Source organism: Chromobacterium alkanivorans (assembly GCF_016937655.1).
GTDB classification, from domain to species: Bacteria; Pseudomonadota; Gammaproteobacteria; order Burkholderiales; family Chromobacteriaceae; genus Chromobacterium; species Chromobacterium alkanivorans.
Genome location: NZ_JAFHKL010000012.1, coordinates 104,515 through 121,607 on the forward strand (window position 1 = coordinate 104,515; position 17,093 = coordinate 121,607).

Annotated in this window: 16 protein-coding genes; 8 read left to right on the plus strand and 8 right to left on the minus strand. The window is 65.8% G+C overall.

Going from position 1 to position 17,093, the window contains the following annotated elements; genetic code table 11:
* Positions 1–2: 2 nt before the first annotated feature.
* The 8 genes from JW897_RS19620 to dusA form a co-directional block, all read right to left on the minus strand.
* Positions 3–431, minus strand: a complete 429-nt coding sequence (locus JW897_RS19620; RefSeq protein WP_205467338.1) for a DUF2147 domain-containing protein — start codon at positions 429–431, stop codon at positions 3–5.
* Between the two features lie 187 nt (positions 432–618).
* Entirely contained in the window at positions 619–1,455 is an 837-nt protein-coding gene (locus JW897_RS19625; RefSeq protein ID WP_205467339.1) for a PhzF family phenazine biosynthesis protein, read from the minus strand.
* Positions 1,452–1,910 carry a DUF4124 domain-containing protein gene (locus JW897_RS19630; protein WP_205467340.1) on the minus strand — a complete coding sequence of 153 codons (459 nt, stop codon included), beginning with the start codon at positions 1,908–1,910 and terminating at the stop codon, positions 1,452–1,454. Before JW897_RS19630 ends, JW897_RS19625 begins: the two co-directional genes overlap by 4 nt.
* A 241-nt stretch (positions 1,911–2,151) precedes the next feature.
* Entirely contained in the window at positions 2,152–2,532 is a 381-nt protein-coding gene (locus JW897_RS19635; protein WP_205467341.1) for a RidA family protein, read from the minus strand.
* The gene (hemW, locus tag JW897_RS19640) at positions 2,532–3,740 is read right to left on the minus strand and encodes a radical SAM family heme chaperone HemW (protein WP_205467342.1); all 1,209 of its coding nucleotides are present in this window, start codon (positions 3,738–3,740) and stop codon (positions 2,532–2,534) included. Before hemW ends, JW897_RS19635 begins: the two co-directional genes overlap by 1 nt.
* 49 nt (positions 3,741–3,789) lie before the next feature.
* Positions 3,790–4,383 carry an RdgB/HAM1 family non-canonical purine NTP pyrophosphatase gene (gene rdgB, locus JW897_RS19645; RefSeq protein WP_205467343.1) on the minus strand — a complete coding sequence of 198 codons (594 nt, stop codon included), beginning with the start codon at positions 4,381–4,383 and terminating at the stop codon, positions 3,790–3,792.
* Between the two features lie 350 nt (positions 4,384–4,733).
* On the minus strand, positions 4,734–5,780 hold the full coding sequence (locus JW897_RS19650; RefSeq protein ID WP_240352302.1) for an ABC transporter substrate-binding protein: 1,047 nt from the start codon (positions 5,778–5,780) through the stop codon (positions 4,734–4,736).
* A gap of 356 nt (positions 5,781–6,136) precedes the next feature.
* Entirely contained in the window at positions 6,137–7,141 is a 1,005-nt protein-coding gene (gene dusA / locus JW897_RS19655) for a tRNA dihydrouridine(20/20a) synthase DusA (protein ID WP_205467345.1), read from the minus strand.
* Between the two features lie 475 nt (positions 7,142–7,616).
* On the opposite strand from dusA, the gene JW897_RS19660 reads away from it, so the two are divergent.
* The 8 genes from JW897_RS19660 (at position 7,617) to JW897_RS19695 (ending at position 17,076) form a co-directional block, all read left to right on the plus strand.
* Positions 7,617–9,644: a glycoside hydrolase family 3 protein gene (locus JW897_RS19660; RefSeq protein WP_205467346.1), complete on the plus strand. Its 2,028-nt coding sequence runs from the start codon at positions 7,617–7,619 to the stop codon at positions 9,642–9,644.
* 156 nt (positions 9,645–9,800) lie between these two features.
* On the plus strand, positions 9,801–10,562 hold the full coding sequence (locus tag JW897_RS19665) for an AraC family transcriptional regulator (RefSeq protein ID WP_205467347.1): 762 nt from the start codon (positions 9,801–9,803) through the stop codon (positions 10,560–10,562).
* A 180-nt stretch (positions 10,563–10,742) separates the two neighbouring features.
* Positions 10,743–11,699 carry a DMT family transporter gene (locus JW897_RS19670; protein WP_205467348.1) on the plus strand — a complete coding sequence of 319 codons (957 nt, stop codon included), beginning with the start codon at positions 10,743–10,745 and terminating at the stop codon, positions 11,697–11,699.
* 44 nt (positions 11,700–11,743) lie between these two features.
* Complete coding sequence (locus JW897_RS19675) at positions 11,744–12,565, plus strand: beta-keto acid cleavage family enzyme (RefSeq protein WP_205467349.1); 822 nt, start codon at positions 11,744–11,746, stop codon at positions 12,563–12,565.
* A gap of 159 nt (positions 12,566–12,724) precedes the next feature.
* The gene (locus JW897_RS19680; protein WP_205467350.1) at positions 12,725–13,393 is read left to right on the plus strand and encodes an alpha/beta hydrolase; all 669 of its coding nucleotides are present in this window, start codon (positions 12,725–12,727) and stop codon (positions 13,391–13,393) included.
* 12 nt (positions 13,394–13,405) lie between these two features.
* Positions 13,406–14,608, plus strand: a complete 1,203-nt coding sequence (pcaF, locus tag JW897_RS19685) for a 3-oxoadipyl-CoA thiolase (protein ID WP_205467351.1) — start codon at positions 13,406–13,408, stop codon at positions 14,606–14,608.
* Positions 14,609–14,660: 52 nt separating this feature from the next.
* Positions 14,661–15,872, plus strand: coding sequence for an 8-amino-7-oxononanoate synthase family protein (locus tag JW897_RS19690; RefSeq protein WP_048415423.1), 1,212 nt, complete (start codon positions 14,661–14,663; stop codon positions 15,870–15,872).
* Entirely contained in the window at positions 15,865–17,076 is a 1,212-nt protein-coding gene (locus JW897_RS19695) for an MFS transporter (RefSeq protein ID WP_205467352.1), read from the plus strand. Before JW897_RS19690 ends, JW897_RS19695 begins: the two co-directional genes overlap by 8 nt.
* Positions 17,077–17,093 lie beyond the last annotated feature (17 nt).

Consider the following 17,093-nt stretch of genomic DNA (forward strand, 5'->3'; position numbering starts at 1 on the left):
GCTTACTGGCGCTCCCACACCTGGGAGCGGAAGAAGGGGCCGATGTAGCCGCGCACGCGCAGCTTCTTGCCGTCTTCGACCAGCTTGGCGCCGGAGGTGTAGATCTTGCCGGACTTGGGATCCAGGATCTTGCCGTTGCCCCATTCGGCGCCGTCCTTCTTCAGGCCCCACAGGATCTGCATGCCGTTGACCGGCTTGCCTTTGCGCTCGCCGTCGCATTTGTCGCACACGGCTTCCGGATTGGCGAACAGCTTGATGATCTTGCCGTTCAGCTCCCCGCTGGCGCTTTCGGTGATCTGCACCAGGGCCTTGGCCTGCTTGGTTTCGTCGTCTATCGTTTTCCAGACGCCGGCGGCGCTGTCGGCCAGCGCCATGTGGCTGAACAGGCCCAACACGGACGCCAGGCAGGCGGCTTTGGCGAATTTGCTCATCTTGATTTCCTCGCGAGTCGGACCGCGAGGCCGCGCCGCGAACGGGCGGCCGCAGCGGCCTTGTAATTATCTGAACGCCGCCCCGGAACCGCCGGCGCGCCGAAAAGAAACGTTGGTTTGGAGCAGCGGCTCTAGGATGCCAACAGCCAATGCCGTCGTCAAGAATGGAAACGAAGGACGATGCAACTCACAGCGAGATCTCGCCGCGTCCTATCCGCAACACCCGCCCGCCCACCAGAATCTCGCCTGCGGCGTCCACTTGCAGATGCAGCACATTGGGCCGCGCCAGCGCCGCGCCCTGCTCCACCCGCCACTGCAAGGGTCCCAGGCCGTTGAGCGCGCACCAGCCGCCCAGATTGGCGCAGGCCGATCCGGTGCCAGGGTCTTCCAGCACCGCGCCCTGTTGCTCGAAAAACAGCCGCACGGTGGCGACGCCGCCGTCCTCGTGCCACAGATAGGCGACGCTGCGCCCCGGCCGCAAGGTGGCGTCGCGCAGCAGCAAGGCGTGCACCGGCCGGGCGCGCAACACCGCGCCGGCGCTGGCGGCGCGGATCAGCAGTTGCTCGCTGCCGGTGTCCACCCAGACCGGCTCCAGCGCGATGTCTTCCTCGTCCAGCCCCAGCATCGCCGCCGCCTGGCCGCGGCTGATACCGGCGGCGCGGGCGCTCGGCGGATTCGCCCGCAAGGTGTAAACGCCGTCGCTGTGGCTGATGGGAATCAGGCCGGCCTTGGTGCGCAGCTGGAAGCGGGCGTCCAGCTCGCCGCGCCAGTGCAGCACCGCCGCCGCGCCCAGAGTGGGATGGCCGGCGAAGGGCAATTCCTGGCCGGGGGTGAAGATGCGCAGCCGCGCAGCCGCCTCCCCGTCCGGAAACAGGAATACGGTTTCCGACAGATTCATCTGTCTGGCCAACAGCTGCATCACGCGCTCGTCCAGCCCGCTGGCGTCGGTGAACACCGCCAGCGGATTGCCGCCGAAGCGCTCCTCGGCGAACACATTGACCAATTCGAACGAATACCCGCTCATGCCCCCTCCTGGAATTGATGACACGCCGCCGCGGCCAGTTTCTCTTCGACACCGGCCAGACGCTCGGCCAGGGATCTCCTGGCCGGCGTGGCGGCCAAGGACTGCCGCAAGCGCCGCTGTTGAAGCTCCAGACCATGACAGCGGCGGCGCGCTTTGTCCAGTTCCCGCGCCTGCGCTTGCTCGGCGCGGCGACGCTGCGCCTGGCGCCGCCTGTCCTCAGTCGCCTCGTCGGCGGCCCGCCGCCAGCTGCGGGCCTGAGATTCGGCCACACCGCGGCGCTGGCGCTCGTCCTGTTCCACCACATTCAGCGGCGGCGGCCGGAACGCTTCCGCCGCACCACCGTCGGCGCAGGCCCGGTCGCTGTAGACCAGCCCGCCTTCCGCGTTCCGGCATTTGTAAACCTGGGCCCAGGCCAGGCCCGGCAGCAATAGCAATAACGCGATCCGGGTTCTCATGCGGCCTCCGCGGCGAAGATGAACGACCCGGATAGTTAACATGAAAAAAGGCGGCCTGGGCCGCCTTGTGGTCTGACATTTGGAGCAGCAGGGCTGCTCAGAACCTAGTTTACGATCTCGCGAGCAAAGGCGAGACAAGGCGAAAACAAGCGAAAAAGCGGAATGTACAGGTGGTACATGAGCATTTTGAGTTTGTTTTCAACGCGGTATCGCCGACGCGCAGCAGGTCGTAAACAGGTTCTTAGAGCACCAGAACCGCTTCCGCCTCCACCAACACGCCCTTGGGCAGGCTGGCCACGCCCACGGCGGCGCGCGCCGGGAAGGGCTGGCTGAAGTACTGGCCCATGATTTCGTTGAAGGTGGCGAAGTTGGACAGGTCGGTCAGATAGGCGTTGAGCTTGACGATCTGGTCCAGGCTGCCGCCGGCGGCTTCGCACACCGCCTTCATGTTCTTGAACACCTGATGGGTTTCAGCGGCGAAACCGCCGTCCACCACGGACATGGTGGCCGGGTCCAGCGGGATCTGGCCGGACAGGTAAACGGTGTTGCCGGCTTTCACGGCTTGCGAGTAGGCGCCGATCGCGGCCGGGGCCAGATCGGTGTGGATGATTTCCTTAGCCATTATTCATCTCCTTCTTTCAGGAACAGGGTTAATAAATCATTGAGGAAGCGCTGGCCCTTGAGCGTGGGCCGCAACATCGCGGCGTCGCGCGCTATCAGACCTTGCGCCTCGGCTTGCGTCAACGCGGATTGTATGCCGGACAGCGGCAGACCGGTGCGTTCCTGGAACAGGCGCAGTTCGAAGCCTTCGGTCAGCCGCAGCAGGTTCATCATGAATTCGAAGGGCAGTTCGTCGCGCGTCACCTTGCGGCTGCTTTGCAAGGGCGCGCCGTCGGCCACCGCCTTCAGATAGGCGGCCGGCTGCTTGTGGCGCATCTGGCGGACGATGCCGGCATGGCTGCTGATCTTGCCGTGGGCGCCGGCGCCGATGCCGATATAGTCGCCGAACTGCCAGTAATTGAGATTGTGCCGCGCGCGGCGGCCCGGCAGCGCGAAGGCCGAGGTCTCGTAGTGCTCGAAACCGGCGGCGGCAAGCCGGGCTTCGATCGCCTCCTGCATGTCGGCTGACACTTCGTCGTCCGGCAGATTGCGCGGCGTCTCCACGGCGAACAGGGTGTTGGGTTCTATCGTCAGATGATAGGCGGACAGATGGGTGACCCCGTAGGACAAGGCGGTGTCCAGATCGGCCAGCGCCTCGTCCAGGGTCTGCCCCGGCAGCGCGTACATCAGGTCCAGATTGACGTTGTCGAAGTGGCTGAGCGCGATGTCGATGGCGCGGCGCGCCTCTTCGCCGTCGTGAATGCGGCCCAACGCCTGCAGATGCGCCGGCTTGAAGCTCTGGATGCCGATGGACAGGCGGTTGATGCCGGCCTCGCGGTAGCCGCGGAAGCGCTCGGCCTCGAAGGTGCCGGGGTTGGCCTCCATGGTGATTTCCGCGTCCGGCTGCAGCCGCATGCGCGCGCGCACGCCGGCCAGCAACGCGTCCATCGCCTGCGGCGAAAACAGGCTGGGCGTGCCGCCGCCCATGAAGATGCTGCTCAGCGGACGGCCCCAGACTTCGGGCAGGCTGAACTCCAGATCGCGCAGCAAGGCGTCGACATAGGCCATCTCGTCGAAGCCGTTCTTGGGCTCGTGCGAGTTGAAGTCGCAATACGGGCATTTGCGCACGCACCACGGGAAGTGGATGTACAGCGACAGCGGCGGCAGCTCTTTCAAGCCGACTTGCCCGCCCCGCCCAAGCGCGGACAGCGAAATCTTGGTCACCTGCACGTCGCGGCTCCTTGTGGCTCCTGCCGCGCGCCGAACGGACGCAAGGGCTTCATGCCAGCGCGCGCAGCTTGGCCAGCAGCGCCTGCAGCGCCTGGCCGCGGTGGCTGACGCGGTTCTTCTCCGCCGCGTCCAGCTCGGCCACGCTACAGCCGTGCTGCGGCAGCCAGAAATGCGGGTCGTAGCCGAAGCCGCCGGCGCCGGCCGCCTCGTCGCGCACCTCGCCGAACCACATGCCGTCCGCCACCAGCGGCTGCGGATCATCGGCGTGGCGCACCAAGACCAGCACGCAGTAATACCAGGCGCGGCGATTGGCCTCGCCCTGCAGCGCGGCCACCAGCTTGGCGTTGTTGGCGGCGTCGGACTTGGGTTCGCCGGCGTAGCGGGCCGAATACACGCCCGGCGCGCCGGACAGCGCTTCGACGCAGATGCCGGAATCGTCGGCCAACGCCGGCAGGCCGGTCATGCGGCTGGCGTGACGCGCTTTTTCCAGCGCGTTTTCCAGGAAGGTGTGGTGCGGCTCCGGGCATTCCGGCACCTGCAACTCCACCTGAGGAATCACTTGTATGCCCAGCGGCGCCAGCAGCGAGGAGAATTCCTTCAGCTTGCCGGCGTTGTTGCTGGCCATCACTAATTTATCGAACATGAGAACTCCATCGAATGCGACGCAGCCCCGACGACGCCGGGGCTGCGGACATAAGTATAAGAACTTATTCAAAGTCTCGCGAGCAAGAGCGAGACAAGGCGAAAACAGCTGAGAAAGCGGAATGTACAAGTAGGTACATGAGCATTTCGAAGCTGTACTCACCGTGCCACCTCTCACGACGCGCGGCAGACTTTGCTCAAATGCTAAGAGCCTGTTCAAAGTCTAGCGAGCTAGAGCGAGACAAGGCGAAAACGGCTGAGAAAGCGGAATGTACACGTGGTACATGAGCATTTCGAAGCCGTTTTCAACGCCGTATCGCCGACGCGCAGCAGACTTTGCTCAAAACAAGCTTAACGGCTGACCTTCACTTCCGTCCACATCCGCGCCAGCGAGCGCCGCTCCGCCGGCTTCAGTTCGCGCAACACCGTCCATTTTTTCACGGTGTCCGGTGTCGGATCTATCACCGGATGGGCCTTCAGATCCGCGCGGAAAAAGGGCGCGGCGGTCTTGACCGGATTGGTGGCGCCGTTGAGATTGGTCAATTGGGCGGCGTTCTTGCCGTCCAGCATGAAATTGATGAACTGATGCGCCAGGTCCGGACGCTTGGCGCTGGCCAGCACCGCCATGGTGTCCACGCCCAGCTCATTGCCTTCCTTCTGCGCCACGTTGGCGACGCGGAAGCGGCGCTTGGCCTGGCGCGCGTCCTCGGCGGCCTGGAAGAACTCGGTGGAATAGCCCAGCGACACCCAGATATTGCCCACCGCCAGCTCTTTCAGATAACTGGCGTTGGAGAAGGTGGCCCAGTAGGGCTTGGCCTGCTTGATCACCGCCTGCGCCGCGCGGTAGTCGGCCTGACTGGCGGTGTTGGGGTTCTTGCCCAGATAGAACAAGGCGGCGGCGAACACCTCGCGCGAGCTGTCCAGCACCGTGACCTTGCCCTTGATCTTCTGCAGCACCTTGGGATCGAAGATCACCGACCAGCTGTGCGGGTCTATGCCCAGTTTCTGCAGGCGCTCCGCGTTGTAGCCCACCGAGGTCAGCGACAGCACCGTGGGCACGGTGTAGCGGTTGCCCGGATCGTAGCTCTGGGACAGATAGGCCGGGTCGACATTCTTCAGATTCGGCAGTTTGGCGTGGTCCAGCGGCTGCAGCAGCTTCTGCTTGCTCATCGCCTCGATCACGAAGCTGGACGGAAACACCATGTCGTAGCCCTTGGCCCCGGCCGCCAGCTTGGCCAGCATTTCCTCGTTGTCGCCATAGTAGTTCTGCACCACGCGGCAATCACAGCTTTTCTCGAACTGGCGGAGGATGGCGTCCGACAGCGAGCCGCTCCAGTTATAGATGTGCAAGACGTCCTTGGGGCCGGCCCAGACGGCGGACGACAGGACGGAGGACAATAGGACAAGCTTCAGCGGTTTCAATTCGGGTTCACCTCCAGACGGCCATGACCAGCATGGCGAACAGAAAAGGCGGCAAGCCGCCATGGCGGGCTTCCCTTTGGGAAGTCCCGCGACTGAGAAGCTGTTCAAAGTCCGCCTAGCGTCGAGAAGCCTTGCGTTCAGAACGCCCATGCGCCTTTGGCGCATTGCGCTTCTTCAGCGGTTTCCGTCTTGTCTCGCGCTAGCCGGCGAGACTTTGAACAGGCTCTTAAATACGGCGGCGTCGGCCCTGCCTCGGCGAGAACAGCGCTCTCGCCTTGCTACAGCAGACTCCGGCGCCGCGAATCCGTTCCTGGCCGCGGCGGCCAGGCGGTTTATTCCGCGCGGCGGGCGGTGCCCAGCGTCGCTTCCAGCGCCTGTTGCAACAGGCGCTCGTCGGCGCCGTCCAGCAGTTTGGCGTCGGACAACATGCGCCGCCAGTTGCGCGCGCCGGGAATCCCCTGGAACAGGCCCAGGATGTGGCGGGCGATATTGCGCGTCTTGTGGCCCTCGCTCAGCCGCGCCGCCACATAGGGCATCATCGCGGCCACCACCTGCTCGCGCTCCGGCGCGGCGGCGGCGCCGTAGTAGCGCTGATCCCAATCCGCCATCAGCCAGGGGTTGTGGTAAGCCTCGCGCCCCACCATCACGCCGTCGACGTGGCGCAGATGCTCGTCGATCTCGGCCTGGCTCTTGACGCCGCCGTTGATCAGGATCTCCAGATCCGGACGCTCCCGCTTCAGCCGGTAGACGTAATCGTATTTCAAGGGCGGGATTTCGCGGTTTTCCTTGGGGCTCAGGCCCTTGAGGATGGCGTTGCGCGCGTGCACGATGAAGGTGCGGCAGCCGGCGTCCGCCACCTGGCCGACGAAGTCGCTCAGATAATCGTAATGCTCGATGCGGTCGATGCCGATGCGGTGTTTGACCGTCACGTCGATGGACACCGCGTCGCGCATCGCCTTGACGCAGTCGGCCACCAGTTGCGGCTCGGCCATCAGACAGGCGCCGAAAGCGCCCTTCTGCACCCGCTCCGACGGACAGCCCACGTTCAGATTGACCTCGTCGTAGCCCCATTCCGCCGCCAGCCTGGCGCAACGCGCCAGTTCCGCCGGCTCGCTGCCGCCCAGTTGCAAGGCCAGCGGGTGCTCCGCTTCGTCGAAACGCAGATGGCGCTCGACGTCGCCGTGCAGCAGCGCGCCGGTGGTGACCATCTCGGTGTACAGCCAGGCCTGCCGGGTGATCTGGCGCGCGAAATAGCGGTAGTGGCGGTCGGTCCAGTCCAGCATCGGCGCCACCGACAGCCGGCGCGCCGGCAGCCCGCCGCCGCTCTCCTTAGCCATAGAATGCTTCACCCCGCCGTCCTGCATCGTATCCATATCCACCCGAAACCAAATCGTCGCCCAGCGCCGGCGGCAAACCGGCCCGCAAGCGCGCTAAGCGTTTGAAAAAAGGCATGAATTATCCTCCCGCAGCCGAGCAAGGGTCAAGTATTTAGACAAAAACGCCGAGCAATCAAGGGGATGCGGCGCTTGCGGCGCGGCGATTCGCCGCCGCAGGCAACTTTTTCAGAAATTGAATTTCATAAGCTTTAGCCTCGGCGGCCTCTGCTTCGCCCCGAACGCTCCCTGGCAGGGGCGTCCGGCGCGGCTACTCAATTCCAACTAAAACAATTCACAAATGAATATATTCACAAAAAGAGAACCCAGCCCCCGCTGCTGTCCGCGGGTCCGGCCCTAGCGCCGGACCCACGTCAAAAGCGGCAAGGCGGGCCTGCCCGTCATTCCGGATGTTTCCACTTCACCACAAGGTTGAGCCATGTCCAAACCCCACTTCCCGCGCCTGCCGGCGCTGATTCTGTTGCCGGCGCTGCTAAGCGGCTGCCTGGAGCAGCCCAGCGTCGAACAGCAAGCCGCGCGCATCGTCGAACAAATGAGCACCCGCGAGAAAATCGGCCAGAAAATCATGATGGCCTTCCGCTACTGGTGCCCTGACGATCAACCCGCCTGCACCGCCGGCATGACCGAACTGCCGGACGCGGCCAGCCGCGCGCTGCGCGACAACGCCATAGGCGGGGTGATCCTGTTCGCCAATAATCTGAGCGATTTGCAGCAAACCCGTCGCCTGTCCGAGCAGATCCGTCGGGCGCGGCCGCAGAACAGTCCGATCGGCCTGCTGATCGGCTCGGATCAGGAGGGCGGCAACGTCTTCCGCCTGCCGCGCCCGCTGGCCACCAGCTTTCCCGGCAATATGGCCTTGGGCGCCGCCTATCAGGCGACGCGGGACAGCGGCCTGGCCCGCGACTCCGGCCGGGTGCTGGCCGCCGAAATCCGCGCCGTCGGCTTCAACGTCAACTTCGCGCCGGACGTGGACGTCAACAGCAACCCGCTCAACCCGGTGATCAATGTCCGCGCCTACGGCGACGACCCGGCCACCATCAGCCTGCTGGGACAGGCCGCCACTCAAGGCATGCGCGAACAAGGGGTGATCGGCTCCTTCAAGCACTTCCCCGGCCACGGCGACACCGCCACCGACTCCCACTACGGCCTGCCGGTGGTCAATAAGTCGCGCGCCGACGCCTACGCCATCGACCTGGCGCCCTACCGTCAGGCCATCGCCTCCGGCCAGGCGCCGGAGATGATCATGACCGCCCACATCCAGTATCCGGCGCTGGACAGCAGCCTGATCACCGCCCGCAACGGCGAACGCATGATCGCGCCGGCGACGATGTCGCGCAAAATCCAGCACGATCTGCTGCGCGGCGAGATGCGCTACCAGGGCGTCACCGTCACCGACGCGCTGGACATGAAGGGCATCAGCGATTTCTTCGAGCAGGCCGACGCGGTGATCAAGGTGTTCCAGGCCGACGTCGACATCGCGCTGATGCCCACCGAGTTCCGAACCGCCGCTCAGGCCGGCCGGCTGCGCCAGCTGATAGACCAGGTGGCCGCCGCGGTGGCGGACGGCCGGATCAACCGCGCCGAGCTGGACCGCTCGGCGCGGCGCATCGTGGCGATGAAGCTGCGCAACGAGGTCACCCCTGCCGGCGAGGCCAAGCCGCTGCCGGAACTGAGCACCATAGGCGGCGCGGAGCACCGCGCGGTGGAGGACAAGATCACCCGGCAATCCATCACCCTGTTGCGCAATCAGGGCGCGGCGCTGCCGCTGCGCTCGCCCAGCCAGCGCATCTTCATCCTGACGCCCTGGGGCGAACAGGCCGAGGCGATGCGCCGCCGCTTCGATGAGAAGGGCTATCGCCAAGTCAGCGGCGCCAAGCTGAGCGCCACGTCGTGGGACGCGCAGAAGCAGGCGATCGATCAGGCCGACGTGGTCGTCATCGGCACCCTGGCCACCGGCGTCAGCCCGGTGGAGCGCAACGGCGATCCCAACGCGCCGGCCTTCGCGCTGCGATTGAAGCGCAGCCTGCAGGCCGAGCCGTCGTCGGCCGCCGGCAACGGCTCCCTGGTCTTCAATGTGGCGGAAGACCTGCCCGCGCCGCAAACCCGTTTCGCCCGCAGCCTGTCCGCGCCGCCGCTCAGCGAGGCGCAGCAAATGCGCAATGCGATGGAATACGCCAAGCGGCAAGGCAAGAAGCTGATCCACGTGACCCTGCGCGCGCCTTACGACGTGATCAATTACGACGACCTGGCCGACGCCACGCTGGCCACCTACTCCTACTACGGCTATGAGAACGGCCTGCGCGGCCCGTCGATGCCGGCGCTGGTGGACGTGATGCTGGGCGCGAACCCGCCCGGCGGCAAACTGCCGGTGGCCATCCACGCGCTGGATGAAAACGGCCAGCCGGGCGCGCTGCGTTACGCGCGCGGGTTTGGGCTGAGTTTCTAAGTCCGGTTCACGGCGCCAAAGAACCGGGCCCGTACGCGGGCCCGGTCAGCGAACTTCATATCGAAGCCGACACATTTATACTGTATGAATATTTTGTGCGCTGCAGTATCATTTCTTGCGTTGAACCGGGCTACCCTCAAACAAGAAAGCAAGCGCATGGCAATCGAATCCAACGCCACCCTGCCGGATTTCGCAGCGTGGACCATGTCCAAAGACTTTCCCGGCGGTCATCAGGTCGCTCAACACCAGCACCGCGAAGGTCAGCTGATTTTCGCCGTATCCGGCGTGATGGAGCTGTCCACCGCCGACGGCCTATGGCTAGTACCCCCGCAGCGCGGCGTCTGGATGCCGCCAAGCGTGCAGCACAGCATGCGCGCCCGCGGCACCGTCTCGCTGCGCACGCTGTACATCCAGTCTCCCCACTACTTGGCGCAACTGCCGCTCATCTCCAAGGCCATCGCCATTTCGCCGCTGATGCGGGAAATCATCATCCGCCTGATGCGCACGCGCAGCATTCCCCACGCCGACCAGAAGGAAGGCCGCTTGCTGGACTTGCTGATCGACGAAATCGAATGGTCGGGTGAAACAGCCTTGCCGCTGCCGCCGCTCAACGACCAACGCTTGCAACGGGTGTGCTCGGCGATTCTGGCCAATCCTGGCGACCGGCGCGGCCTGAACGAATGGGCGGAATTGGTGGGGGCCTCCAGCCGCACGCTGGCGCGCTTGTTCCAACAGGAGTTGGGCGTGTCCTATCTGTACTGGCGCCAGCAAGTGTGCGCAATGGCGGCCCTGCCGCGACTGGGCGCCGGCGAGCCGGTAACCCTGATCGCCTCCGATCTGGGCTATGAAACCCCCGGCGCGTTTTCCTCCATGTTCCGCCGCATCATGAACGCGGCGCCCAGCCAATACTTCTCCTGAGCTCATAAGCGGTTCAAAGCCCCGCCGACAAGAGCGAGGCTTTGAGTGGCCTCTCCTCCGCCCGACTGTCCGCGCGTCGGCACGGTTTTGCCGCAGCGCAACATGATTGTCCGTTTTGACGCAGCAATTGTCCGCTTGCAAGAAGCCTGAACCAAACCGTTTCAATATGATAAATGGCTATTGAAACCGCTGTCTGGCCAGGTGACCATGTCCCATCCCAACTACGACGCCAAACGCTATTGGCTGCTGATTCTGGCCGCTACCTTTTTGTTTGGCTCCACCTTTCCCACCTCCAAGATCGTGCTGTCGGAAATGCCGCCCTTGTGGGCCGCGGTGGCGCGCTTCACCGCCGCCGCCGCCGGCATCGTGCCCATTTTGCTGTGGCAGCGCTTCCGCTATCCGCGCGCCTTCGTCCGCCCGCGCCCCTGGGGCGTGCTGGCGCTGATCGGGCTGCTGCAGACCGCCGGCTCGATGGGCTTTCTCAATATCGGGCTGCGCAGCACCACCCCGGCCAAGGCCGCCATCCTGATGGCCTGCACTCCGCTGATCGTCGCCCTGATGTCGCGGCTGGCGCTGAAGGAAAAAATCCATCCGCTGGCCGCCGTCGGCCTGGCCCTGGCCTTCTTCGGCGTCGCCGTCTGCATAGGCTTGAACAAGCTGGACGGCTTCGGCGCCGGCGACGCACTGGTGCTGTGCGGCGCGGCCTGCTGGGCGGCGTCCACGCTGGTGATCAAGGGCAGCCGCATCGTGATCAACGTCTGGGCGCTGACTTTCTGGCAAATGCTGGTGGGCTCGGCCTGCCTGGCTCTGCTGGCCTGGGCCGGCGGAGAAATCCCGACGCCGCCGCACAGCCAGCGGGTGCTGGCCGCCTTCCTGTGGCTGGCGCTGCCGGCCACCACCGGCGCGATGGCGCTGTGGTTCATGGCGCTGGACCTAGGCGGCGCGGTGCGCACCAGCGGTTTCCTGTTTCTGTCCCCGCTGTTCGCCACCCTGATTTCCTTCGCCGCCTTCGGCTATTCGCTGTCGCTGCATGAATTGATCGGCGGCGTGCTGATCGGCGTCGGCATTTATCTGGTGTCCAAGCGCCCGGACGCCGCCGCGCAGCCGCAAACCGCGCCCGTCGGCGACAAGATCTGAACACCACAGCTTTTTCCTCTTTCATTCACATGAGCGTTCCCACCATGCAAAAACTCATCATCACCGCCGCCGTCAACGGCGGCATCACCAACCGCCAGAAACATCCGGGCGTGCCGTTTTCGCCGGAAGAAATCGCCCAGGCCGCCTATGAATGCTGGAACGCCGGCGCTTCGGTGGTCCACATCCACGCCCGCAACCCGGACGGCACCCCCAGCTACGACGCGGACATCTACGGCGATATCGTCCGCCGCATCCGCGAGCGCTGCGACATCCTGATCAATCTGAGCACCTCCGGCCTCAACCTGCCGCCGCAGCTGGAGAAGAAGGAAGCCTGGAACCATCTGTCCTTCCGTCCGGACATCGCCTCCTTCAACTGCGGCTCGGTCAACCACGGCAGCAAGCCCTTCATCAATCCGCCGGAGCTGGCGCGCGCGCTGGCGCTGGACATCCGCGAATACCGCGCCAAGCCGGAGATCGAGGTTTACCACCAGGGCATCATCGGCGAGGCGCTGAAGTTGCAGGAAGACGGCTATCTGAGCGGCCCGCTGTGCTTCAGCTTCGCCATGGGCATACAGGGCGGCGCGGCCGCCACTTGCAAGAACCTGCTGCATTTCGTCGAAAGCATTCCGCGGGACAGCGTGTGGTCGGCGCTGGGCATAGGCAAACACCAGCTGGCGATCAATCTGCACACCCTGCTGCTGGGCGGCCATGTGCGCACCGGCCTGGAAGACAACGTCTATTACCGCTACGGCGAACTGGCCCGCGACAACGCCCAATTGGTGGAGCGCCTGGCGCGTCTGGCCGGCGAAGTCGGCCGCGAGATCGCCTCTCCCGCCGAAGCCAAGCAGATTCTGGGCATCCACTAAGAACATGTTTACGTTCTCGCGAGCAAGAGCGAGACAAGGCGAAAACGGCTGAAGAAGCGGAGTGTGCATACGGTGCATGAGCATTCTGAAGACGGTTTCAACGCCGTATCGCCGACGCGCAGCAGATCGTAACGCCAAGCCATTCAAAGGACACACTATATGAGCACGATCGATCCCAATCCGCACAAAGAACAGGGCCTGGAAATCTACGGCGCGCCGCTGAACCAGGCCAAACTCGCCGTGGTGCTGCTGCACGGCCGCCGCCAGAGCGCCCAGGACGCCTACAAGAACGGCGAGGCCATCGGCCTGGCCGACGTCGCCTACATCCTGCCCAGCGCCAAGGACCGCACCTGGTATCCGCACAGCTTCATGGCGCCGCTGGACAGCAATCAGCCCTCGCTGGACCAGGCGCTGGATTGCGTCGCCGCCACCATAGAAGAGCTGCGCGGCTACGGCTTCGCCGACCGCCAAATCGTGCTGATGGGCTTCTCCCAGGGCGCTTGCCTGGCCGCCGAGTACCTCTATCGCCGCCCCGGCCCGATAGGCGGGCTGATCGCCTTCTCCGGCGGCCTGTTCGGCCCCGACGAGGCCGCCTGGGGCGCGCCGTCCGCGGCGCTGGACTTCCCGGCCTTCTTCGGCACCAGCGACAGCGACAGCTGGATGCCGCTGGAACGCATCGAGCGCAGCGCCGACGCCTTCCGCCGCGCCGGCGCCGAGGTGGATTTCCGCGTTTACCCGGACATGCCCCACCACGTCTGCGCCGACGAGATCGACGCCGCGCGCGATCTGCTGTCCGCGCTGCTGCAACCGCAAACCAGCCTGAGCTGAGAGGAGACCGAGATGACCGACGCCTTCATCTGCGACGCCGTGCGCACCCCCATCGGCCGCTTCGGCGGCGCCCTGTCCGGCGTGCGCGCCGACGATCTGGCCGCGGCGCCGCTGCGCGCGCTGCTGGAACGCAATCCGGGCCTGGACCCGGCGGCAATCGACGAAGTGATCCTGGGCTGCGCCAATCAGGCCGGCGAGGACAACCGCAACGTGGCCCGCATGAGCCTGCTGCTGGCCGGCTATCCGGAGAGCACCCCGGGCCTGACGGTGAACCGCCTGTGCGCGTCCGGCCTGGACGCGGTGGCGCTGGCGGCGCGCGCAATCAAATCCGGCGAGGCCGAGCTGCTGATCGCCGGCGGCGTGGAGTCCATGTCGCGCGCGCCCTTTGTGATGCCGAAATCGGAAAAGGCCTTCGGCCGCGACATGCAGATCTACGACACCACCATAGGCTGGCGTTTCGTCAATCCGGCGATGGAGAAGCAATACGGCGTGGACACCATGCCGGCCACGGCGGAAAACGTGGCGCGCGAATTCGGCGTCAGCCGCCAGGATCAGGACGCCTTCGCGCTGCGCAGCCAGCAACGCTACTTCGCCGCGCTGGAAACCGGCGCCTTCGCCGAGGAGATCGTGCCGGTGGCGATTCCGCGCCGCAAGCAGGACCCGCTGATCGTCAGCCGCGACGAGCACCCGCGCCAGACTTCGCTGGAGGATCTGGCCAAGCTCAAGGCGCTGTTCGGCCCGGAGTCCAGCATCACCGCCGGCAACGCCTCCGGCGTCAACGACGGCGCGGCGGCGATGATCGTCGCCTCGGCCGCGGCGGCGCAACGCCACGGCCTGCGTCCGCGCGCGCGGGTGCTGACTTCGGCCAGCTCCGGCATCGCGCCGCGCATCATGGGCGCGGGCCCGATCGAGGCCAGCCGCAAGGCGCTGCGCCAGGCCGGCCTCGGCATCGAGGACATCGACGTCATCGAACTGAACGAAGCCTTCGCCGCCCAGGCGCTGGCGGTCACCCGCGCGCTGGGCCTGCCGGACGACAGCGAACGGGTGAACCCCAAGGGCGGCGCCATCGCGCTGGGCCACCCGCTGGGGATGAGCGGCAGCCGGCTGGTGTTGACCGCCGCCGCGCAATTGCAGGCCGGCGGCAAGCGCTACGCGCTGTGCACCATGTGCGTGGGCGTTGGGCAGGGCGTGGCCCTGATTCTGGAACGGGTATAGGCCGGACGGGGCGGCCATCGCGGCCGCCGCCAAACCATACGAGGGGGGAAACATGCATCAACACGCCAATATCAAAAAAGCCATCCAGTTGAGCAACAGCTTCTGGGACATCACCACCCAGGCCGGCATGGCCAATATCGTCACCCGCAACCTGGGCGACGGCCGTCACGAGGCGGTGTCCAACGGCCGGCGCTTCGTCAATATGTCGTCCTATTCCTATCTGGGCCTGGACTCGCACCCGGACATCCTGCAAGCGGCGGCGGACGCGGTATTGAACACCGGCTCGTTGAACACCTCGATTTCGCGCATCCGGGTGCAGTTCGACATCCTGCAGCAGGCGGAGGACGCGCTGGCGGAGCTGGTGGATGCGGAAACGCTGACCGTGCCGTCCTGCGCCGCCGCCGCCGCGGCCGCCCTGCCCCTGCTGGCCTCCGGCGCGCTGACCGAAAACGTGCCGCCCTTGATGGTGTTCGACAAGAACGCCCACTTCTGCCTGAACATGATGAAGCCGATCTGCGCCGACGAGGCTGAGATCCAGACCATACGCCACAACGATCTGAACGCGCTGGAAGACCTGTGCAAAACCCATGCGCGCGTGGCCTACGTCGCCGACGGGGTCTACAGCACCGGCGGCATGGCCCCGGTGCCGGAGCTGCTGGCGCTGCAAGACAAATACGGCTTGTTCCTGTTCTTCGACGAAGCCCACGGCCTGTCCACGCTGGGCCGCCATGGCCGCGGCCTGGTGCTGGAAACCATGGGCGGCATCAATGAACGCACCTTGATCGTCACCTCGCTGAACAAGGGCTTCGGCGCGTCCGGCGGCGCCATCTTCCTGGGCCCGCGCCACGACGCGGAGCGCCGCAAGCTGGCCACCCGCTTCGGCGGCCCGGTGACCTGGTCGCAGCGCATCAACACCGCCGGCCTGGGCGCCATCATCCAGTCCGCGGCCATTCACCGCTCCGAGGAGCTGCCGCGGCTGCAACAGCGGCTGCAAGACAATATCCGCCTGTTCGACCAGCACGTGGCCTCGGACAACAGCGGCGAGCCGCTGCCCATCCGCTTCGTCTCCATCGGCTCGGAGGAAAACACCATTTTCTACGCCAAGAGCTTGCTGGAAGACGGTTTCTACACCTCGCCCATCTTCTTCCCGGTGATCGCCAAGGGCCGCGCCGGCCTGCGCATCATGATCCGCGCCAATATGACGACGCAGGAGATCGAACGCTTCGCCGCCTGCCTCAATCAGCTGCGAGCCGCTCATGAATGAGAAAACCCTGAGCGCTCCGCAAACCGCGCTGGCGCAGCCGGCCGGCCGGCTGATGGCGCTGGCCTGCCTGATCGTGTTCATGGCGCAGATGGCCACCACCGTGTATCTGCCGTCGCTGCCGGCGGTGATGCGGGAGCTGGCGATGAGCCAGAGCCTGGTGGAGATGTCGATTTCCGGCTATGTGGTGGGCGCGGCCTTGCCGGTGCTGTTCTGGGGCTCGGCGGCCGACCGCTGGGGCCGGCGCGGGCCGCTGCTGATGTCGCTGGCGCTGTTCGTCGTCTGCAGCCTGTTGCTCGCCTTCGTCTCCAGCGCCGCCGAGCTGCTGGCGCTGCGGGTGGCGCAAGGCATCGCCGGCGGCGGCGCGGCCATCATCGCCCGCATCATCGTGCGCGACCACTGGCGCGGCGACGATCTGGCGCGCAAATTGTCCGTGCTCTCCATCGCCTTCATCACCGCGCTGGGCGGCGGACAGTTCATCGGCGGCCTGATCGGCAAATACAGCCACTGGGAAGCCGGCTTCGCCTTGATGGCGGCCACCGGCGCCGCGGCGGCGCTGCTGACCATGGGCCTGCCGCTGCAAGCCGGCCGCCCGGCCGCCGCGGCCTCCGGCCCCAGCCCGTACTGGCGCATCCTGCGCCGCCCCGGCTTCCTGTGGCCGGCCTGCGCCGGCGGTCTGGGCTTCGCCACCACGGTGACTCTGCAAGAGGTCAGCCCCTTTGTGTTTCAGGAGCACTTCGGCCTGGAAGTGGCCGGCTTCGGCAACGTCGGCCTGTTGATCGGCTTGTCCTACTTCAGCGGCGCCATGGTGGTGAACCGCCTGGTGGCTCGCGTGGGCGGGCTGCGGCTGATGCGCGCCGGCGCGGCGCTGCTGGCCGCGGCCACGCTGGCCATGCTGCTGGGCTGGCATCTGGGCCTACTGGAGCGCCTGCCCGGCCTGTGGCTGTTCATCGGCCTCTACTGCCTGACCATTTTCGGACAGGCGGTGCTGTTTCCCAACAGCATGGCCACCGCCGTCAGCGACGCCAAGGAACACGGCGCGCACGCGATGGCGCTGTGCGGCTTCCTGCAACAGGGGCTGGCCGGCATCGCCGCCACCGGCTCGGTGCTGCTGCATCACGACGGCGCCTGGACGCTGGCGGTGGCCGCCCTGGGCCTGTTGACCCTGTCCCAAGTGCTGTTCAAGGTGCGCGCGCACGCCGCCTGAATCGAGGAAGCTTATTC